The following is a 20,215-nucleotide window of genomic DNA, read 5'->3' as shown; positions in this document are numbered from 1 at the left end:
CGTTGCTGGCCCTGGGCGGCATGGCGGCGCTGACGCCCAAACTGGCCCAGGCGCGGGGGCTGGAGATCCAAGACCTGTGGCCAGGCCCCGCGCCCGGCGGTGAGAAGGTCACGGTCACCGAGCAGACCATCCTGCGCACGCCCGGCGGCGATCCCAACGACACGGCCTTCCTCAACATCACCAAACCGGTGCTGATGATGCGTCGACCGGCCAAGCCCAACGGCGCGGCCCTGCTGATGATTCCGGGGGGCGGCTACAAGCGGGTGGCGGTCAGCAAGGCCGGCGGAGCGATCGACGCCTGGATCGCCGAGCAGGGGATCACCGCCTTCGTCATGACCTACCGCCTGCCGGCCGACGGCTGGGCGGCGGGACCGGACGTGGCTCTGCAGGACGCCCAGCGCGCCATGAAGATCATCCGCAGCCGGGCCGGCGAGCTGGGTCTGGACCCGGCGCGCGTCGGCACGGTGGGCTTCTCGGCCGGCGGCCACGTCGCCGCGCGTCTGGCCACGCGCTTTGCGACCTCGGCCTACGCGCCGGTCGACGCCATCGACGCCCTGCCGACCCGCCCCATGGCGGCCGGCCTTTTCTATCCGGTGATCACCGGTACGAAACCCTTCGCCCACGGCGTATCGCTGAAGGAGCTGCTGGGACCCAACCCCACCGACGCCCAGCGCCAGGCGATCTCGGCCGAGCTGAACCTGCCCGCCGACACGCCGCCGACCTTCATCGCCGCCGCCATCGACGACAAGGTGGTGCCTGTGGATAACGCGTTGCTGATGTTCCAGGCCCTGCGCGCCAAGGGCGTGCCGACCGAGCTGCATCTGTTCGAAAAGGGCGGCCATGGCTTTGGCCTGACCAGCCCCAACGCCGGCCCGATGCCCTGGCCCGAGATGCTCAGCGCCTTCCTGAAGCGCCACGGCCTCTACGCGTGACCCAGGCCGCGTTCGACGTCCGGACCTTCGGCGCGTCGGGCGACGGCGTGGCGTTGGATTCCGATGCGCTCAACGCGGCGATCCAAGCCGCGGCCCAGGCTGGAGGCGGGCGCGTCACGGTCCCGGCGGGACGCTATCTATGCTTTTCGATCCGGCTGGCCAGCCATGTGCATCTGCGCCTGGCGGACGGCGCGGTCATCGTGGCGGCCGACCCCGCGCGCCACGCCGGCGCCTATGACCCGCCCGAGCCCAACCCGCACGACCTCTACCAGGACTTCGGCCACAGCCACTGGCGCAACAGCCTGATCTGGGGCGACGGAATCGAGGATGTGGTCATCGACGGCCCGGGCATGATCGACGGCGCGGGCCTGACGCGCGAAGGCCCCGGCTCGCGCTGGATCGCGCAGTCCGGCGAGTTTCCGCTGAGCATGAAGGACCTGTCGGCCGAAGAGATGGCCGTGCTGGTCCCCGAGCGCGCCGCCATGGTCGGGCAGGGCAACAAGGCTATCGGTTTGAAAAACGGCCGGCGCGTGACCCTGCGCGATATCACCGTCTTGAAGGGCGGCCACTTCGCGATCCTGGCCACCGGTTGTCGCGACCTGACGATCGAGGGCCTGACGATCGACACCGACCGCGACGGGATCGACATCGACTGCTGCCAGGGCGTGCGCATCGCCGGCTGCCGGGTCAACACGCCCAATGACGACGCCATCGTGCTGAAGAGCTCCCTGGCTCTTGGCGAGCCGGTGTTCACGCAGGATGTCGAGATCGTCGCCTGCCAGGTCAGCGGCTACGATCTGGGCACGCTGCTGGACGGGACCCTGGGCCGCACCCAGCAGCTCGCGCCGGACCAGGACTGGGTCACCGGCCGCATCAAGCTGGGCACCGAGAGCAGCGGCGGCTTCCGGAACATCCGCATCGCCGACTGCCGCTTCGAACGCTCGCGCGGCCTGGCGCTGGAGGTCGTGGACGGCGGGGTGATGGAAGATGTCGTCGCCGAGCGCCTTACGTTGAACGAGGTGACCACGGCTCCGATCTTTCTGCGCATCGGCGACCGTCGGCGCGGACCGCCGGGAACCGGCGTGGGCGCCATGCGCCGGATCACGATCCGCGACGTCGAGGCCACCGACGTCCGCTCCGACTTCGCGGCCATCGTCGCCGGTCTGCCGGGCCATCCGATCCAGGACGCGACCTTGGAAAACATCCGCCTGACCTATCGCGGCGGCGGGACGGCGGCGGACGCCGCGCGGCGGCCGGCCGACCTGGCCGACGCCTATCCCGAGCCCAGCATGTTCGGCGTCACCCCGGCCTTCGGGCTGTGGGCGCGCCATGTGAGCGGCCTGCGCGTCGCCGGCCTGACCTTCGCAACCCTGACCCCCGACGCCCGGCCCGCCACGCGGCTGGAGCATGTGCAATCCCTGACCGGAGACTTTCCATGATCCTTCGTCGTCTGCTCGTTGCGACCTCCGGCCTGGTCGCCGCCATCGCCCTGAGCGGCCCGGCCTTGGCCCAGAGCTTCGTGCTCCACGCCGACCAGCCCGGCGCCAAGATCGACCGCAACATCTACGGCCAGTTCGCCGAGCACCTGGGACGCGGCGTCTATGAGGGCGTCTGGGTGGGCGAGGACAGCAAGATCCCCAACACCAAGGGCTATCGCAACGACGTCACCGCCGCGCTCAAGGAGCTGAAGGTGCCGTTGATCCGCTGGCCCGGCGGCTGCTTCGCCGACGAGTACCACTGGCGCGAGGGCATCGGCCCGCGCGACAAGCGGCCCGTGCGGGTCAACACCAATTGGGGCGGGGTCGACGAGGACAACGCCTTCGGCACCCACGAATTCATGGACTTCGCCGAGATGATCGGCGCGCAGACCTATGTGAACGGCAATGTCGGCACAGGCACGCCGCAGGAAAGCGCCGACTGGATCGAGTACATGACCTCCGACAGCGGCTCGACCCTGGCCCAGGAGCGTCGCAAGAACGGCCGCGACAAGCCCTGGAAGGTCGACTGGTTCGCGGTCGGCAACGAGACCTGGGGGTGCGGCGGCGGAATGCGGCCGGAGTACTACTCCGACCTCTTCAAGCAGTACGCCAGCTTCATCAAGACGCCCAAGGAGCGCCGCGCCAAGAAGATCGCCAGCGGGGCCAACGCCGAGGACTACAACTGGACCGAGGTCCTGATGTCGACGGCGGCCAAGAATATGGATGGCATCAGCCTGCACTACTACACCCTGCCCACGGGCAAGTGGGACAAGAAGGGCAACGCCACCCAGTTCGGCGAGGACCAGTGGTTCTCGACCCTGGCCAACACCTTGAAGATGGAGGAGATGGTCACCAAGCACGCGGCGATCATGGACAAGTACGATCCCAAGAAGCGGGTCGGCCTGCTCGTCGACGAATGGGGCACCTGGTACGACGTCGAGCCGGGCACCAACACCGGCTTCCTCTACCAGCAGAACAGCCTGCGCGACGCCTTGGTGGCGGCCATCAACCTGAACATCTTCCATCAGCACGCCGACCGGGTGCGGATGACCAACATCGCCCAGATGATCAACGTGCTCCAGGCGATGATCCTGACCGACAAGGAGAAGATGGTCCGCACCCCGACCTACTACGCCTACCTGATGTACCGCCCGTTCCAGGACGCCACCTCGCTGCCGATCCAGGTGAGCGCGCCCAGCTACACGTTCGGCGGCAAGAGCCTGCCGGGCGTGACGGCTTCGGCGGCGGTCGACGCGGCGGGCGTCACCCACGTGGCGCTGGTCAATCTGGATCCCAACAAGCCGGTGACCCTGACGGCCGAACTGGCGGGGCTGTCGGCCAAGACGGTGTCGGGCACGGTGCTGACGGCTCCGGCCATGAACACCGTCAACACCTTCGACAAGCCCGACCAGGTCAAGCCGGCGGCCTTCACCGGAGCCAAGCTGGCCCAGGGCGGACTGACCGTGACCCTGCCGGCGAAGTCGGTGGTGGTGCTGGATCTGAAGTAGGGGAGAGGGGTGGCCAGCCGGGGAAAGTAACGCATCCCCGGCCGGCGGGTATCGACTGGTGGGGACCTATCGATGACCTGAAAATGCGTTGCGTCGGCCCCATGCACAATGGGCTGGCGAATATGTCGCAGGGGTTCGGGCTAGCGCAGCTTGAGCTTGAAGGGCAGGTCGCGATTCACCGACACCACGCCGCCGGCCTCCTGCAACTCCGCCGCGTGCAGCACGGTGCGCCGCCGCCACTTGGGGTCGTTCGCCGTTTCCGGCTCGCCGTCCTGGTGCGTGAAATAGACGATGAAGGCGCGGCCGCCCTGCACGACGACGTCGGGGTGCTGGCCCTTGGCGCGATCTGTCGCGGCCGTCCCCGGCGCTTCCAGGATGCGCTCGGCCTGCGGCGTCCAGGTCGCGGCGTCGGGCGAGCTGAGCACCTCCAGCCCCTTCCAGACGTCGCGGATCATCCACCAGCGGTCCTTCCAGCGGAACACCACCGGGCCCTCGCCGCGCGTGGCCGTGGCGACGCCGCCGAGCGTCCAGCGGTTCAGGTCCGGACTGTCGGCATAGTGGATGCGGCTGCCGTCGCGCTCGTCCTTGAACCACATCCGCCAGACGCCATTCGGAAGTTTGACGATATCGGCGTCGATCACCCGATCCGAGCCGAGATCGAGCTTGGACACGAAGGTCCAGGCCTTCAGGTCCGGGCTGGTCAGGTGGATGATCTCGCGCGGGGCGTTCCAGGTGTCGAACACGCCCGGCACGATGGTCAGGAACATGTGGTGCGTCGGCCCGTCGGTGACGATCTCCGGCGCCCAGAAGGTGGTGTCGGGTCCGCCATAGGGGATCTTGGCCTCGCCCTGGTAGGTCCAGGTCTGGCCGTCCCTGGAGGCGGCGACTCCGATGTGCGTACCGTGCACCCAGGCGATGTCGCCCAGCTCGCGCCTGTCGGCCCGGCGGTTGGTGTAGAACATCAGCCAGCCGGCCTTGTCCCGGACCAGGGTGGCGTCGGCCGCGCCGTCGTGGACGGGGTCGCGGTACAGCGGGCCGCCCGCGAGGGCCGGGGTGGGCCCGCCGAGGGCCGTCGCCAGGGCCAGCAGCCCCAACAGGGCTCGGGCGTAGTCGCGACCTTGAATGGCCTTGCGTGGTCCTCGTCCTTCGACAGGCTCAGGCTGAGGACCATTTCCGCCGCCGGCCTTCGAAAACCTCATCCTGAGCTTGTCGAAGGACGAGGTTTTCGGTTCCACGGGCCGAATGTCGATAGGCTCTAGGCGCGGCCCCACAGCCGCTCCCACTTCCAGCCGGTCAGGTCCTCAACGATCCGCTTGGACTCGGCGCTCTCGGGCTGCGTCTCGCCGGCCCGCAGGCGCTCGACCTCGTGGATCAGCACCTCGTGGGTCTTGGCGTTCAGGCGGAACGACCACGAGATGACCATGCCGGCCAGCATGACCAGGATCGGCAGGCCCACCATCACCAGCACCAGGGCGCGGACCGCCTCGGGCGTCTGGTGGGGCATCGGCTGGCCCTTGGCGGCCGAGACGAAGCCGCCGGCGCCGATCAGGCTGGTGGTGACCAGGATCGCGCCCGACTGGGCGATCTTGCGCACGAAGGTCATGACCCCGGCGAAGATGCCTTCGCGGCGCAGGCCGGTGACGGCCTCGTCGACGTCGGGCAGGTAGTTGTAGACGCTCCACGGCACGAAGTTCAGCGTGCCCCGGCCCAGGCCGGCCAGGATGATCGGCACGAACAGCCAGAACAGCACGGCCGGCGACGCGCCGCCGCCGAACAGGTTGCCGCCCAGCGCCGTCAGCCCTTCGGCGAAGCCCGCCGGCTTGATCAGGTAGAAGGCCAGGAACAGCACCAGCGCCGCGCCGACGAAGCTGATGGCGATGCGATAGGCCATCACCGGGCCGGTGCGGATCACCACGTTGACCGCGATCATCACCGAGATCAGCTGGGCGACGTACATGGTCGTCATCAGCTGCGAGATCACCAGGGTCGCCCCCAGCATCACCGTCGCCACGAACAGCGGGAAGGCGGTGTTGAAGATGTCCTGGCTGATATAGCCGCCCAGATAGAGGCTCAGGTGCTGGCGGAAGGCCTTGATGCGCAGGGTCGAGAACAGGTCGCGGAACATGTTGACCGGGATCAGCGCCGCCTTGGCCCAGTCCATCGGCTCGGGCTGGATCAGCTTTTCGGCCTCGGTGTAGGGCCGCTCCCAGCTCAGCAGCACGACCAGCAGCACCACCAGGCTGAACAGCCCGCCGAAGATCGCCGCCATGATCAGGAAGGTCGAGGGCGAGTCCTTGCCGCCCAGCTGGTTGATGATCAGCGTTGGCAGGTACGAGGCCAGGATCGCCGAGGTCTGGGCGATCATCATCCGCGCGCCGGCGAACTTGGCCTTCTCGTCGTACTTCTTGGTCATCTCGGCCGCGAGGGTTTCCCACGGGATCAGGAACATCGTGTAGACGAACTCGAAGAATACGAAGGTCAGCAGGTAATAGGTGAAGGTCTGGCCGCTGACGAAGATCAGGGCGAAGGCCGGCAGCAGCGGGATGGTGATGATCAGGAAGATCTTCCGCCGGCCGATGTGGCGACCGACCCAGGTGTGGCGCAGGTTGTCGGAGATGTAGCCGATCAGCGGGCAGGTGATGGCTTCCAACAGGCGCGGCAGGCCCAAAATCAGGCCCGTCTCGACCGGCGACAGCCCGCAGAAGGTGATGAAGAAATAGGCCAGCCAGCCGGTGATCACGGCCTGCGCGCCGGCCCCCAGCATATCGCCCGAGCCCCAGCCCCAGTAGTTGATCCAGGTCGGCTTGCGGATGTCCGGCGTCGCCATCTTCGTCTCTTCCCTTTGAGACGGGGTCTGAAGCCCCGTCTTGGTCTTACGTTCAGCGGCTGGGGCGGAAACCTCGTCCTTCGACAAGCTCAGGATGAGGTTTCTCTAGGTCCCGGCGCCGGCCACGGTCCTCATCCTGAGCTTGTCGAAGGACGAGGACCGCGCATTGAGTTGAACGCCTAGATGAACGCCCGCTGGAACTCGCCCAGAGCCAGCAGGGCCAGGGACTGGCCGTAGGGCATCGAGGTCAGGGGGATGTCCTTGTAACCCTGCAGGGTGTCGAACACCGGGGTGCCGAACGACACCTGCTGCAGCTCGCCGGCCTCGTCGATATTGGCGATCACGCCCTTCAGCGCCTTGATCGCCAGGTCCTGGTATTCCTTGCCGACATAGCGCTTGCGCACGGCCTTCAGCACGCCATAGGCGAAGCCCGCCGTGGCCGAGGCTTCCAGGTACGAGGTCTTGTCGTCGACCAGGGTGTGCCACAGGCCCGTGGCGTCATCCTGATAGCGGGCCAGGGCCTTGATCTGGGCTTCCAGGGTGTCGATCAGGAAGGTGCGCAGGGCGTCGCCGGGCTTAAGGTCCAGGAGCTCGATGAACTCGGGGATGGCGATGGTGACCCAGCAATTGCCGCGCGCCCACAGGGCGTCGGCGAAGTTGTGCCGGCCCTCAAACGTCCAGCCGTGGAACCACATGCCGGTTTTGCGGTCGGCCAGGTACTTCACGTGCACCATGAACTGGCGCTTGGCCTCTTCCACGAAGTCGGGACGGTCGAGCAGCAGGCCGATCTTGGCCAGCGGCAGCACGCTCATCATCAGGGTGTCGTCCCACAGCTGCTGCGGGTTCTCGCTGTTGAAGACGATGTGCTGGAAGCCGCCTTCCTCGGTGCGCGGGCCCTCGTACATGACGTAGTCGGCCCAGGTTTCGAGATAGGGCAGATAGGTGTGGTCGCCGGTGGCCTCATACAGATAGGCCAGGGTCAGGAACGGCGAGACGGTGTTGATGTTCTTGGTCGGGGTGCCGGCCTCGAAGCGGTCGGCGAACCACTTCGTCATGATCTCGAAGGCGCGCTCGTCGCCCGACATCTCGTACTGCTTCCACAGGCCGTACAGGCCCACGCCGTGGGTCCATTCCCAGTCGTTCCAGCCCTTGGTGTCGATCACCCGGCCGTCGTCCAGGCGCAGCAGGAACTCGCCGGTCTCGTCCTGGATGTCGACCAGATTGCTGATCAGCAGCGAGATCTTGGCCTTGATGTCCTTGGCCTCGAGGCCGTGTGCGAGATTGGGCACGGGGTCGTCTCCTTGGTGTTAGGCGCGGTCCAGCCGAACTGGGGCTGGCCGACATTCGATCGTGGGCGCGGAAACCTCGTCCTTCGACAAGCTCAGGATGAGGCTTCCGGCTGAAGCGGTGCGTTCGACCTCACCCTGAGCCCGTCGAAGGGCGAGGTCGGGTCGCTGAGGTTGGTCTTTCCCGCTCATGGCTTGAAGTCGGGGGCGGGCACGCGGGCGACGGGGACGCCGCCGCGCACGGTCCGCAGGTTCACGAGCTTGACGGTCTCCAGGGCGTCGCCGGGGGCCCCGTCGCTGGTCACCGCCAGGGCGAGGGTGTTCTTGCCGCGCGGGTCGATGATCCCGTTGGGCAGGACAAACGTTCGCTGCGGGCCGACATGGGCGATGAACTGGCCCATGTTCCAGCCATTGACGAAGATCAGCACCCGGTAGCGACCCGGCGAGCGCGGCTTTTCCGGATCGCCGATCGACAAGCCCAGGGTGACGTCGTGGTCCTGGGGCAGGGCGAGGTCGAAGCTGGTGCGATACCAGGTCGTGCCGGTATAGGGCTGGGTCGCCGCCATGTCGGCCTTGGCCCAGGACGCATCGGGGAAGCCCGGCAGGTGCCAGCCCATCCGCTCGCCATACTGGCCGCCGTTATTGGCGACGCCGCGCACCGGGTCCTGGATGTCCTCGCCGCCCAGATTGCCCTGGATCTTCCAGGCGATCGGGACCGCGAAGCTATAGGTCCCCGGACCCGACAGCGAGGCCGAGACCAGGCCGCGCGCCTCCTTGTGGAAGTCGTCGGCGTCGAGGTCCCAGTTGTGGCCGTTGTTGCGCACCATCACCGACAGGACGTGCTCGCCGTCCTGGGCCTCGGGCGGCAGCTTGAAGGTCGCCACGCCGGTGGTGATCGGCCGGGGCAGGCCGCCGTCCAGCTCGTGCTGACCCAGGAACTTGCCGTCCAGCCAGACCTGCAACATGCCCGCGCCGCCGGCGCCGTAGTGCAGGGTCAGGGTGTCGATCCCGGCCTTGGCGGTGTAGCGGCCGCGATACCAGACGTCGCCCTGGTGGAAGCCATAGGCGCTCATGTCCAGCGCCGGCTGGCCGGTGGGACCGCGCACGGTCGAGCCGCTGCGGCGACCCTCGGTCTTTAGCCAGTTGGAATCGTCGAACGTGGGATCGGCCTCGGGCGAGCCGGGGGCGGTCTTCCAGGTCAGCTGGGTGATGTCGGGCACGGCCACGACGGCGGGACCCGCCAGCGCCTTGTCGGCCAGCAGGCTGCCCGAGGCGGTGGTCTTCACGGCGACCTTGGCGCCGTTCCAGCGGAGGCTCGTCACGGTCTTGGGCGCGAAGACTTCCAGCGGGCTGTCGGTCTCGGTGTCGCCGGTCAGGGACAGCACGCCGCCTCTGATCGCGTCGCTGCGGACGAGGCCCGGGCCGCGCACCAGCAGGGCGTCGCGCCGCCAGAAGGTCTGGCCGGTCTCGGCGTCGGCCAGCAGCAGGGTCAGGGGCGGACGACCGCCGCCGGTGATCTTCACGCGGGCCAGGCCCTTGTGCGTGTAGGCCAGTTTCAGGTCGCCCTTGGCGGCGTCGAAGCTCGAGACGATATCACCCTCAAGCACCTCGACCTTTGGGGCGCTCGCATAGCGCAGCACCGTCTCGCCCGCCTCGCCGGCGCGGCCGTACAGCAGGGCCAGGTCGCCGTCGTTCTGCTTCAGGTGCGTCTGGATCTCCGACGTTGAATAGACCAGCCGCTGGCCGCCCAGGTCATAGCTGGCCATCAGCATCTTGCTGTCCTGACCTTTGATCTTTGAGGCGACCACATACTCGCCGTCGCGGGTCTTCAGCTTGAAGGTGAAGGCCTCGTCGCCCGTGCCGCTGCTGGGATTGTGCAGCACCACATAGAGGTGGCTTCCCGTCTCCGCATTGACGTTGTGATAGACCTTCACCTTGTCGTTCGACGGCGTGACGGCCTCGCCCTTGTCCATGCGGCGGAGGTCGGGAACGGCGGCGATGAACTCGCCCATCTGCTTGATGACCCGGGCCTTGTCGCGCAGTCCGCGAGCCTCGTCGATCGCCGAACCGTAGTCGTAGGAGGTGAACACCACCGGGGCCGGCAGCCAGCCCCAGCTGGTCCCGCCATAGGTCATGTAGAAGCTTTGCAGCGTGATGCCGTTGGCGATGTTGGTGGCGTAGAACACGCGCTGGTAGCCGACGCCGCGATGGATGGCGGTGCAGTCGTAGTCGCCGTTGCTGCCCCAATAGTCGAACCAGCCGCCGCCGAACTCGGCCAGGAAGCCCGGCGTGTTGGGGCTGGCCGAGGCGCCGCCCTTGGAGCCGCCATTGCCGTGGATGCCCCAGTCGGGGGCGACGCCGGGGCTGGCGGGCGTGGAGTCGACCTTGCAGTTGCCGCCCGGATAGCCGTCGAAGGCGTAGAGGTCGGTGGGGCCTTCCACCGCGCCCGGCACGTTCGAGCCCTTGGGGACCCAGTAGCCGTTGCGGCCCTTGTCGTTGTGGAAGATGGGGACGGTGATCCCGTCCGCTTTCGCCTTGTCGTACAGCCACTGCATGTAGCGCTGCTGCGGAGCGCCGACGACATCCAGCTCGTTCTCGATCTGGTGGGCGATCACCGTGCCCTGGCCGGTGGTCAGCTGGTGGCGGGCGACGACCGCGTTGATCTGGGTCAGCCACTCGTCGGCGGCGGTGATGTATTCCGGTGCGTCGGTGCGGGCGCGGGCCTGCTGGTTGACCAGCCAGCCAGGGAAGCCGCCCCGGGTCAGCTCGGCGTTCACGTAGGGCCCGGCGCGGGTGATGACGTAGAGGCCTTCCTCCTTCGCCATGGTCAGCACGCGGTCCATGTCGCGCACGCCGCTGAAGTCGTAGACCCCCTGCTTGGGCGAGTGGTAGCCCCAGTCGAAATAGATGGCGACGGTGTTGTAGCCGCTGGCCTTCATCTTCTGCAGGATGTCGCGCCACAGGTCGGGGCTAGGCACGCGGAAGGGGTGGAACTCGCCGCCCCAGGAGAACACGCGCTCACCGTCGACCTTCAGGGAGTACTTGTCCCAGGTGATCTTGTGGACTTCAGCAGGCTTGGCGATGGCGGCTGGTTCGCCGCCTTCCTTCAGCACCGTGAAGTGGCGCACCGTGCCGGAAAGCTCGGGCAGTTCGACCTTCTTGGTCCAGGTCCGGAAGCCGTCCTTGCTGTCTGACGACCAGTAACGCTTGGCCATGTATTCGTCGAAATAGATCCGCCACGCGCCGTCGGGCGTGCGGGTCAGGGCGGGGCCTTCCAGGAACCGGCCCCAGCCGGCCCAGTCGCCGGTCCCCTTGGCCTGCCAGGGGCCGTCCAGCGACGGAGCGGTCCACAGCTCGATGAACTTGGTCGTCTCGTTCTTGGCGAAGGCGTTGTAGAGCCCGCCGTCCTTGACCACGAAGGTGTCGATGAAGTTGGGCCCCAGGCCCGCCAGCGGCTTGGGCGCGCTCCAGGTTGCCAGGGAGGCGTCGGTCGCGATGATCCGCACCGGCTGGAAGGCGCCTTGCTGGCCCGTAGTCGAGACCGACAGGATCAAGCTGACCGACCCGTCTTGGTCGACGAACCACTCCGGCGCCCAGCTGTTGGTCGCGCCGGGAACGTCGATGGTGACGTCGCGCAGGAAGGTCCAGTCGGCCAGGTCCTTGGACCGCGCCAAGCCTATGGTGTCGCCGCTCCAGCCCGTGGTGTAGGCGACATAGTACCAGCCGTCGGTGTGCTTCATCACGCTGGGATCGCGGATCAGCCCCTTGGGCGGCGTATAGGCCAGGGGCTTCTTCAGCGTGAAGCGCGTGCCATCGGCCGAGTCGTAGACGCTCATGTTCGACTGGCTGGCGTTGGTGAACGCCGTCATCGTGTAGCGCAGGGGCTCGGCCATGGCGGTGGTGGAGAGCAGCGCGGCGGCCAGACTTAGGGCGCATTGACCGGCGAGCGCCGTGCGTGGCCCTCGTCCTTCGACAGGCTCAGGATGAGGACCATGGACAGGCCTTGCATTCGACAACCTCATCCTGAGCTTGTCGAAGGACGAGGTTTTCGCGGCGCGGAGGGGCAGGCTGGTCATGCCTATCCCTCGAAGTAGAAGACGGGCTTCAGCGGCCACTCGACGGGCTTGTTGTCGGGGTGGACCTCCATCAGGTCGGCCATGAAGTCCCACCAGCGCTTCATCACCGGCTGCAGCGGCAGGGCGTCCTTCTTGTTGTCGGGGCGCAGGCGCAGCACGGCGAAGAGGCTCATGGTCTCCTCGTCCAGGAAGATCGAATAGTCGTGGACGCCGGCGTCACGCAGCGCGGCGGCTAGGTCGGGCCACAGTTCGTCGTGACGGCGCTCGTACTCGGCGGCGACGCCGGGCTTCAGCTGCATGCGGAAGGCGAGGGGGCGGCTTTCCGTGGTCGTGCTCATCGTCTTCCTCCCGGTCGTGTTCTTGTCGTTGTCAGTGGGGCAGGCGGTAGATCTGTCGAGCCGTCCCGGCGAACAGCTGGGATCGCTCGGCGTCGCTGAACGACGCGCTGATCGCGTCATAGGCCGCGTAGAAGCCGCCGAACGACCCGTGCACCTTCTCGACCGGGAAGTTGCTGGCGAACATGCAGCGCTCGGGCCCGAAGGCGTCGATGACCTGCAGGATGAAGGGCTTGAGGCTGTCGACGGTCCAGACCCGGTCGATCATCGCCAGGCCCGAGATCTTGCAGCTGACGTTCGGGCGCTGGGCCAGCAGCGCCAGGCCGTCGCGCCAAGCCTTGAGCCCCGCTTCGTCGCGATCGGTCGGCATGCCGGCGTGGTTGACGATCACCGGGATGTCCGGATGGGCGCCGGCCAGGGCGGCGGCCGTCTCCATCTGCGAGGGATAGAGCTGCAGGTCGAACGACAGGCCGTACTTGGCCAGCAGGGCGTAGCCGGCGCGCCACTGGGGATCCAGCAGCAGGTCGCGATCGCCATAGGTCCTGGCCGGGTCGGCGTGCCAGTTGACGATCTGGCGTATGCCCCGGACGTTGGCCCGCGCGGCGTGGGCCTCCAGCAGGGCCTCGACACCGGTGTCGTCCAGGCAGGCGCCGGCGACGATGCCGCCGATGACGCCGCGCTGGTCGGCGACGCCCTGCAGCCAGTCGGTCTCGCTCAGCTGGTCCTTGGGCGGCAGACCGCATTCGACATGCACGACCTGGACGACGTTCCAGCCCTGGGTGTCGGCCAGATAGTCGTCCAGTCCATACGAGCGATAGGCGATGGGCGACATGTCGCCCGCCGGGTTGTTCGGCAGCGGGCGATCCTGAAGCCAGGCGTAGTAATGCCGCTCCAGGTCCCACAGGTGCATGTGGGGATCGACGATCTCGCCCGCGTACGCCATGGCTCCGGCTCCCTAGAAGGTGGTCCGGCCGCCGGAGGTGTCGAAGGTCGCGGCGGTGGTGAAGCTGCACTCTTCGGACGCCATGAAGCAGACCATGGCCGCGCTCTCGTGGATCTCGCCCAGGCGACCCATCGGGATCTTGCCGCGCATGTAGTCGACCTGGCTCTGGGGCAGCTGCTCCAGGATCGGGCTCTCGAAGGTGGCCGGGGTGATGGCGTTGGCGATTACGCCCTTGGTGGCCAGTTCCTTGCCCAGCGACTTGGTCAGCCCGATCACGCCGGCCTTGCTGGCCGAATAGGCCGAGGCGTTGGGATTGCCTTCCTTGCCGGCCACCGAGGCGACGTTGACGATGCGGCCGTAGCCGTTGGCCAGCATGTACGGCACGACCTCGCGGCTGCAGTAGAAGACGCCGTTCAGGTTGATGTCGATCACGCGCTTCCAGCTGTCGAGCGGGAACTCGTGCACCGGCACGGTCGCGCCAGTGATGCCGGCCGAGGCCACCAGGATGTCGATGCGGCCCAGGGCGTCGTTGGCGGCCTTGGCCGCGGCGGCGACGGCGGCCTGGTCGGAGACGTCCAGGGCCACGGTGTGGGCCGCGCCAACTTCGGCGGCGGCGGTCTTCAGGCTGTCGGCGTCCAGGTCCCACAGCGAGACCGTGCCGCCCTCGGCGACGATGCGCGCGGCCACGGCCTTGCCCAGGCCCGAGGCGCCGCCGGTGATGACGGCCGTCCGGCCGGCGAAACGCCCAAGATAAGGGGAGACGGAGGTGGCGCTCACGAGATGCCGTCCTTGGACCAGGCCACGACGATCTGGCGCTGTTCGCCCAGCTTCTCGATGCCCAGATGGATCTTGTCGCCGGCCTTCAGATAGACGGGCTCGGGCTTCTGGCCCATGCCGACGCCGGGGGGCGTGCCGGTGGTGATCAGGTCGCCCGGCTCCAGCGTCATGAACTCGCTGATGTACGAGACCAGCTTGCTGATCGGGAAGATCATGGTCTTGGACGAGCCGTCCTGCTTGCGCTGGCCGTTGACGTCCAGCCACATGCCCAGGTCCTGCGGATCGCCCACCTCGTCGGAGGTGACCATCCACGGACCGACCGGACCGAAGGTGTCGCAGCCCTTGCCCTTGTCCCAGGTGCCGCCGCGCTCGATCTGGAAGGCGCGTTCCGAGACGTCGTTGATCAGCACGTAGCCGGCGACATGGTCGAGGGCTTCGTCCTCGGTGACGTAGCTGGCGCGCGAGCCGATCACGACGCCCAGCTCGACTTCCCAGTCGGTCTTTTCCGAACCGCGCGGGATCATCACCGGATCGTTCGGGCCGGTCAGGCAGCTGACGGCCTTGGTGAACAGCACCGGCTCGGCGGGGATCGGCAGGTTCGACTCGGCGGCGTGGTCGGCGAAGTTCAGGCCCACGGCGATGAACTTCGAAACGCCGTTGACCGGCACGCCGTAGCGGGGCGAGCCCTCGACCAGCGGCAGCGACGTCGGGTCGATCGCGGCCAGGGCCTTCAGGCTGGCCGGCGACAGCTGGGCGCCGGTGATGTCGGCGACGTGGCCCGACAGGTCGCGGATCTGGCCGTCGGCGTCGAGCAGGCCGGGTTTTTCAGAGCCCTTGGGGCCGTAGCGGAGCAGTTTCATGGGTCTGGGCTTTCGAGAAGATCAGCGGGCGTAAGGCCGGTGCAGACCGACCTCGCGATTGAGTTCGACGCCGAAACCGGGGGCGTCGGAGAGCTTGAGCTTGCCTTTCACGGGCACGGGTTCGCCGATCAGCTGCGGGTGGAACATCGGCACCACCTCGTCGGCCTTCGGGGCCATCATCAGGAACTCGGCGAACGGGCTGTTATGGCGGGTGACCACGAAGTGGTAGCTGTAGACGCTGGAGCCGTGTGGAATGCACAGCACGCCGCGGCTGTCGGCCAGGTTCGAGATCTTGATGATCTCGGTCATGCCGCCGCACCAGCCCACGTCCGGCTGGATAATGTCGCAGCACTCCATCTCCAGCAGCATGCGGAAGCCCCAGCGGGTGGCTTCGTGCTCGCCGGTGGTGACCAGCATGCCCTTGGGGGCGTTCTTCTTCAGGTCGCGATAGCCCCAGTAGTCGTCGGGGCTGAGGGCCTCCTCGATCCACTTGAGGCCATATTCGTGGGCCTTGTGGGCCAGCTTGGTGGCGTAGTTCAGGTCCAGCGCCATCCAGCAGTCGAACATCAGCCAGAAGTCCTCGCCGCAGCGCTCGCGCATGGTGGCCAGCTCTTCGAGGTTCTTGCGCAGGCCTTCCTCGCCCTCGGCCGGGCCGTGGTGCAGGGGCATCTTGCCGCCGATGAAGCCCATCTGCTTGGCGAGATCGGGCCGCGCGCCGGTGGCGTAGAAGGTCAGCTCGTCGCGAACCGCCCCGCCCAGCAGGTGATAGACCGGCTCCTGGCGCAGCTTGCCCAGCAGGTCCCACAGCGCCAGGTCGACGCCCGACAGGGCGTTCACCACCAGGCCCTTGCGGCCGTAGTACTGGGTGGAGAAGTACATCTGGTCCCAGATCTTCTCGATCTCGGTGGGGTCGCGGCCTTCCAGGAACCGCGCCAGATGCTTTTCGACGATATAGGCGGCCGGCTCGCCGCCGGTGGTCACCGCGAAGCCGATGGTGCCGTCGGCGGCCTCGATCTCGACCACCAGCGTGCCCAGCACATTGATGCCGAAGCTCTGGCGGCTCTGGCGGTATTCGGGATAGCGCGACATCGGGGTGGCGATGTGGTCGTCGATCCAGTGGCCTTCGCCCTGGTCATGATAGTCGGCGCCGCCGCCTCGAACCACGAAGGCGCGAACATGCTTGATGACCGGAAACGCCATGGAAGACCGAAGCTCCAACCTGAAGGGGACGCGCCCGGCGACCCCATGGACAGGAAGGCGCCCGCCGGCTCCGCATGGGCTCCGGTTTGCCGCGGCGACAGCCAAGTTGGCCGCGCCTACCTCCCTAAGACAACGTATGACACGCTAGTGGTTCGCGGGGTGCGCGGCTCGGAAGAGTCGCCGTCCGTATCGCTTGCCTCGCGTTCCACAATATGAGAGAGAGTGCTACAAAATGAAACGACAGGCGTCAAGGGGAGCGGAACCGGTGGCGGCGGACGACAATACGGCGACCAAGAGCCCGAGCGGCAGCCAGACCCTGTTCCGGGGTCTCGACCTGCTGGACGTGGTGGCCGAGTCGGGCACCATCGGCCTGCCGGCGCTTGCCAAGCAGCTGGGCCTGACGCGCAGCACCACCCATCGCCTGGCCACGGCCCTCGTCGAGCGCCGGCTGCTATCGCAAGCCCCGCGCGAAGGCTACAGCCTGGGCTCCAAGCTGCTGGAGCTGGGTTATCTGGCCAGCCAGCAGATGGACCTGCCGCGCCTGGCTCGCCCGCACCTGGAAAAGCTGTGGGAAGAGCTGGAGGACACCGTCCACCTGGGCGTGCTCGACGCCGACCGCGCCCTCTATCTCGACAAGCTGACCGGCCGTCGCCGCATCAACATCAGCTCCCGCGTGGGCGACCGCCAGCCGGTGCGCTCGACGGGCCTGGGCAAGGCCCTGGTGCTGGACGAGACCGAGTCCCGCTGGCGCGAGCTCTACAAGATGGAAGGCCCGCCGGCTCCCGGCGCCCCCAACGAGGAGCAATGGATCGCCTGGATGAAGGACTATTCCAAGCGCGGGGTGGCCTTCGACCTCGAGGAGAACGAGGACCGCATCCGCTGTGTCGCCGCGCCGATCCGCGGAGCCACGGGCCAGATCGTCGCCGCCATCAGCGTCTCGGGCGCCGCCCAGTACATGGACGACGAGCGCATGAACACCCTGGTCGAGGACGTGATCGAGGCCGCCAACGCCATCGGCCGGGACCTCGGCTGGAATGGGAAGAGAACGGCCGCCAGCAAGAGCTAGGCGGCCAATACAGTGAGGGAACGATGCTTCTGAAGGACAAGGTGGTGCTGGTGACCGGCGCCTCGCAGGGGATTGGCAAGGCCGCCGCGATCGGCTGCGCTCAGCACGGCGCGGACGTGGCGATCAACTACCACTCCGACGAGGCCGGCGCCGCCGACGCGGTCGCGCAGATCGAGGCCCTGGGCCGCCGCGCGATCGCCGTGAAGGGTGATGTCGCCGACGTCGCCACCGCCGGTTCCTTCGTCGAGGCCGCCGTGGCCGCGTTCGGCAAGGTCGACGTGTTCGTCAACAACGCCGGCATCTGTCCCTTCCACGCCTTCCTCGACATGCCGCCCGAGGTCATGGAGCGGACGATGAAAGTCAATCTGTTCGGCGCCTACTACATGGTGCAGGCGGCGGCCAACCAGATAGTCAAGCAGGGCAATGGCGGCGCGATCATCGCCGTCAGCTCGATCAGCGCCCTGGTCGGCGGCGGCATGCAGACCCACTACACGCCCACCAAGGCCGGCGTGCACAGCCTGATGCAGTCGACCGCCATCGCGCTGGGCAAGTACGGCATCCGCTGCAACTCGGTGCTGCCGGGCACCATCGAGACGGCGATCAACAAGGAAGACCTGGCCGACGTCGCCAAGCGCGAATACATGGCCAGCCGCATCCCGCTGGGCCGCCTGGGCGAACCCGACGACCTGGCCGGCCCGATCGTGTTCCTGGCCTCGGACCTGGCCAAGTACGTCACCGGCGCGGCGCTGCTGGTCGACGGCGGCGCGTTCGTGAACCTCCAGTAGTCCCGTGATCGTTTCCTCGACCACGGACTTCCGGGAAGCGGCGCGGCGCAAGCTGCCCCGCTTCCTGTTCGACTATATCGACGGCGGCGCCTATGCCGAGCGGACGCTGGGCCGCAATGTCTCCGATCTCGCCGACCTGTCCCTGCGCCAGCGGGTGCTGAAGGACGTCTCGGGCGTCGATCCCTCGACCACCCTGTTCGGCGTCAAACAGGCCCTGCCGGTGGCCCTGGCCCCGGTCGGGCTGACGGGCATGTACGCGCGCCGGGGCGAGGTGCAGGCCGCCAGGGCCGCCGCCGCCAAGGGCGTGCCGTTCTGCCTGTCGACGGTGTCGGTCTGCGACGTCGACGAGGTCTCCAAGGCTTCCAGCGCGCCGATCTGGTTCCAGCTCTATGTGCTGCGCGACCGGGCGTTCATGCGCGACCTGCTGGCCCGCGCCAGCGCGGCGGGGGCCACGGCCCTGGTCTTCACGGTCGACATGCCGGTGCCGGGCGCGCGCTATCGCGACGCCCATTCGGGCATGAGCGGTCCCAACGCCGCGATGCGCCGGATGCTGCAGGCGGTCGGCAAGCCGGCCTGGGCCTGGGATGTCGGCCTGATGGGCCGTCCCCACACCCTGGGCAATGTCGCGCCGGTGCTGGGCAAGAATTCCGGCCTGGAAGACTTCATGGGCTGGCTGGGCGCCAACTTCGATCCCTCCATCCAGTGGAGGGACCTCGAATGGATCCGCGAGCTCTGGAAGGGTCCGCTGATCATCAAGGGCGTGCTCGACCCGGAAGACGCCAAGGCCGCCGCCGACATCGGCGCGGACGGGATCGTGGTCTCCAACCACGGCGGCCGCCAGCTGGACGGCGTGCTGTCCTCGACCCGCGCCTTGCCGGCGATCGCCGAGGCCGTGGGCGACAAGCTGACCGTGCTGGCCGACGGCGGCGTGCGCTCGGGCCTGGACGTGGTGCGGATGCTGGCCCTGGGCGCCAAGGGCGTCCTGCTGGGCCGGGCCTTCGTCTACGCCCTGGCCGCGCGCGGCGGACCGGGCGTGACCCAGCTGCTGGACCTGATGGAAAAGGAGATGCGCGTGGCCATGGCCCTGACCGGCGTCAATCGCGTCGACCAGATCGACCGCTCGATCCTCGCGGAGCTGAAGGCGTGATCGCCGCATTGCTGGCCGCCCTGGCCGTCGCGGCGACGCCGGCCAAGGCCCCCGCGCCGCAGCGCATCGTCATCGCCAGCGATTCCACCGCCGCCCCCTATGGCCCCGAGCGCTATCCGCAGATGGGCTGGGGCATGGTGCTGAAGTGCTCGCTGACCCCGAATGTCGAGGTGGTGAACCTGGCGCGCGGCGGCCGCTCGACGAGGACCTTTCTGGAAGAGGGTCTGTGGTCGGTGCTGCTGGCCCAGCTGAAGCGCGGCGACACCGTGCTGATCCAGTTCGGGCACAACGACGCCGACACCAAGAAGATCGAGCGCTTCACCGATCCGAACGGCGCCTATGACGCCAACCTGCGCCGCTTCGTGGGTGACGTGCGGACCGCCGGCGCGACGCCGGTGCTGGTCACGCCCATCGCTCGCTGGATGTGGAAGGACGGCAAGGTCGTCGACGCCCACGGCCCCTATGCGGCGACCATCCACAGGGTGGCGACCGACATGAAGGTCCCGCTGGTCGATCTGGACGCCGACATGATGGCCGCCCAGCAGGCGAGGGGGCAGCTGGCCTCGCGCGGCCTCTATCTCTTCTACACGCCCAACGACCACGTCGCCCGCTATCCCGACGGCATCAGTGACGACACCCACATCAACGAGGGCGGCGCGCGCCTGGCCGCGGCCCTGGTGGCCACGCGCCTGAAGAGCCTGGCCCTGCCGGTCTCGAAATCGGTGCGTCCGGCCTCTGTGGCAGCCCAGGCCCGACTGGGCGGGCCGGCCTGTCCCTAGCCAAAGAAAAAGGAGCGTCGTCCGGGACGGCGCTCCTTGAGGCCATGGGGGGAAGATTGGCCGAGTTCGCCGGCGGGCCATCCGTTTCCGGTCGCCAGACCCACCAGAGACTTATCGATAGTATCAAAATATGGAATACATATCGATAATATGAGAGTGTTTGACGGCGTCGCATCTGTCAATAACGATCCGCGCCGAAGCGGACGATCGGGAGGA

General features: G+C 67.6%; 16 protein-coding genes. 7 read left to right on the top strand and 9 right to left on the bottom strand.

What is annotated here, in order from left to right:
- Positions 1 to 2: 2 nt before the first annotated feature.
- From AC1RUS_RS16935 to AC1RUS_RS16925, 3 genes are read left to right on the top strand one after another with little or no spacing between them, the layout of a single operon-like run.
- Positions 3 to 932, top strand: coding sequence for an alpha/beta hydrolase (locus tag AC1RUS_RS16935; protein ID WP_492917766.1), 930 nt, complete (start codon positions 3 to 5; stop codon positions 930 to 932).
- The gene (locus tag AC1RUS_RS16930; RefSeq protein WP_492917765.1) at positions 929 to 2,371 is read left to right on the top strand and encodes a rhamnogalacturonidase; all 1,443 of its coding nucleotides are present in this window, start codon (positions 929 to 931) and stop codon (positions 2,369 to 2,371) included. The genes AC1RUS_RS16935 and AC1RUS_RS16930 overlap by 4 nt, the downstream gene beginning before the upstream one ends.
- A complete protein-coding gene (locus tag AC1RUS_RS16925; protein ID WP_492917764.1) occupies positions 2,368 to 3,918 on the top strand; it encodes an alpha-N-arabinofuranosidase in 1,551 nt (516 codons plus the stop codon). The genes AC1RUS_RS16930 and AC1RUS_RS16925 overlap by 4 nt, the downstream gene beginning before the upstream one ends.
- A gap of 140 nt (positions 3,919 to 4,058) precedes the next feature.
- Here AC1RUS_RS16925 and AC1RUS_RS16920 read toward each other — a convergent pair whose 3' ends face one another.
- The 9 genes from AC1RUS_RS16920 to rhmD form a co-directional block, all read right to left on the bottom strand.
- Positions 4,059 to 5,117 carry a glycoside hydrolase family 43 gene (locus AC1RUS_RS16920; protein ID WP_492917762.1) on the bottom strand — a complete coding sequence of 353 codons (1,059 nt, stop codon included), beginning with the start codon at positions 5,115 to 5,117 and terminating at the stop codon, positions 4,059 to 4,061.
- Positions 5,118 to 5,173: 56 nt separating this feature from the next.
- On the bottom strand, positions 5,174 to 6,745 hold the full coding sequence (locus AC1RUS_RS16915) for an MFS transporter (RefSeq protein ID WP_492917761.1): 1,572 nt from the start codon (positions 6,743 to 6,745) through the stop codon (positions 5,174 to 5,176).
- A 179-nt stretch (positions 6,746 to 6,924) separates the two neighbouring features.
- Positions 6,925 to 8,034 (bottom strand): beta-galactosidase BglB, encoded by a 1,110-nt coding sequence (gene bglB / locus AC1RUS_RS16910; protein WP_492917760.1) that lies wholly within the window; start codon positions 8,032 to 8,034, stop codon positions 6,925 to 6,927.
- Between the two features lie 185 nt (positions 8,035 to 8,219).
- Complete coding sequence (locus tag AC1RUS_RS16905) at positions 8,220 to 11,924, bottom strand: beta-galactosidase (protein ID WP_492917758.1); 3,705 nt, start codon at positions 11,922 to 11,924, stop codon at positions 8,220 to 8,222.
- 185 nt (positions 11,925 to 12,109) lie between these two features.
- On the bottom strand, positions 12,110 to 12,445 hold the full coding sequence (rhaM, locus tag AC1RUS_RS16900) for an L-rhamnose mutarotase (RefSeq protein ID WP_492917757.1): 336 nt from the start codon (positions 12,443 to 12,445) through the stop codon (positions 12,110 to 12,112).
- Between the two features lie 31 nt (positions 12,446 to 12,476).
- Positions 12,477 to 13,385, bottom strand: a complete 909-nt coding sequence (locus AC1RUS_RS16895; RefSeq protein ID WP_492917756.1) for an amidohydrolase family protein — start codon at positions 13,383 to 13,385, stop codon at positions 12,477 to 12,479.
- Positions 13,386 to 13,397: 12 nt separating this feature from the next.
- A complete protein-coding gene (locus tag AC1RUS_RS16890; protein ID WP_492917755.1) occupies positions 13,398 to 14,162 on the bottom strand; it encodes an SDR family NAD(P)-dependent oxidoreductase in 765 nt (254 codons plus the stop codon).
- The gene (locus AC1RUS_RS16885; protein ID WP_492917754.1) at positions 14,159 to 15,022 is read right to left on the bottom strand and encodes a 2,4-didehydro-3-deoxy-L-rhamnonate hydrolase; all 864 of its coding nucleotides are present in this window, start codon (positions 15,020 to 15,022) and stop codon (positions 14,159 to 14,161) included. Before AC1RUS_RS16885 ends, AC1RUS_RS16890 begins: the two co-directional genes overlap by 4 nt.
- Positions 15,023 to 15,043: 21 nt before the next feature.
- Complete coding sequence (rhmD, locus tag AC1RUS_RS16880; RefSeq protein WP_492917753.1) at positions 15,044 to 16,222, bottom strand: L-rhamnonate dehydratase; 1,179 nt, start codon at positions 16,220 to 16,222, stop codon at positions 15,044 to 15,046.
- Between the two features lie 265 nt (positions 16,223 to 16,487).
- Here rhmD and AC1RUS_RS16875 point away from each other — a divergent pair, with 265 nt between their 5' ends.
- The 4 genes from AC1RUS_RS16875 to AC1RUS_RS16860 are packed head-to-tail and all read left to right on the top strand — an operon-like array spanning position 16,488 to position 19,999.
- The gene (locus AC1RUS_RS16875) at positions 16,488 to 17,288 is read left to right on the top strand and encodes an IclR family transcriptional regulator (RefSeq protein WP_492917752.1); all 801 of its coding nucleotides are present in this window, start codon (positions 16,488 to 16,490) and stop codon (positions 17,286 to 17,288) included.
- A 23-nt stretch (positions 17,289 to 17,311) separates the two neighbouring features.
- Positions 17,312 to 18,073, top strand: coding sequence for an L-rhamnose 1-dehydrogenase Lra1 (gene lra1 / locus AC1RUS_RS16870; protein ID WP_492917751.1), 762 nt, complete (start codon positions 17,312 to 17,314; stop codon positions 18,071 to 18,073).
- A gap of 4 nt (positions 18,074 to 18,077) precedes the next feature.
- Positions 18,078 to 19,220: an FMN-dependent L-lactate dehydrogenase LldD gene (lldD, locus tag AC1RUS_RS16865; RefSeq protein WP_492917749.1), complete on the top strand. Its 1,143-nt coding sequence runs from the start codon at positions 18,078 to 18,080 to the stop codon at positions 19,218 to 19,220.
- Positions 19,217 to 19,999, top strand: coding sequence for a rhamnogalacturonan acetylesterase (locus AC1RUS_RS16860; protein ID WP_492917748.1), 783 nt, complete (start codon positions 19,217 to 19,219; stop codon positions 19,997 to 19,999). The genes lldD and AC1RUS_RS16860 overlap by 4 nt, the downstream gene beginning before the upstream one ends.
- The last annotated feature ends 216 nt before the right edge of the window (positions 20,000 to 20,215 follow it).

The organism is Caulobacter sp. GW821-FHT10F06 (assembly GCF_058809215.1).
This window is presented reverse-complemented; position numbering and strand designations above follow the sequence as displayed.

Bases quoted from the DNA above. Each gene is read 5' to 3' on its own strand.
- AC1RUS_RS16925 (WP_492917764.1), top strand. From the start codon at position 2,368: ATGATCCTTCGTCGTCTGCTCGTTGCGACCTCCGGCCTGGTCGCCGCC.
- AC1RUS_RS16920 (WP_492917762.1), bottom strand. From the start codon at position 5,117: ATGAGGTTTTCGAAGGCCGGCGGCGGAAATGGTCCTCAGCCTGAGCCT.
- AC1RUS_RS16915 (WP_492917761.1), bottom strand. From the start codon at position 6,745: ATGGCGACGCCGGACATCCGCAAGCCGACCTGGATCAACTACTGGGGC.
- AC1RUS_RS16905 (WP_492917758.1), bottom strand. From the start codon at position 11,924: ATGGCCGAGCCCCTGCGCTACACGATGACGGCGTTCACCAACGCCAGC.
- rhaM (WP_492917757.1), bottom strand. From the start codon at position 12,445: ATGAGCACGACCACGGAAAGCCGCCCCCTCGCCTTCCGCATGCAGCTG.
- AC1RUS_RS16895 (WP_492917756.1), bottom strand. From the start codon at position 13,385: ATGGCGTACGCGGGCGAGATCGTCGATCCCCACATGCACCTGTGGGAC.
- AC1RUS_RS16885 (WP_492917754.1), bottom strand. From the start codon at position 15,022: ATGAAACTGCTCCGCTACGGCCCCAAGGGCTCTGAAAAACCCGGCCTG.
- rhmD (WP_492917753.1), bottom strand. From the start codon at position 16,222: ATGGCGTTTCCGGTCATCAAGCATGTTCGCGCCTTCGTGGTTCGAGGC.
- lra1 (WP_492917751.1), top strand. From the start codon at position 17,312: ATGCTTCTGAAGGACAAGGTGGTGCTGGTGACCGGCGCCTCGCAGGGG.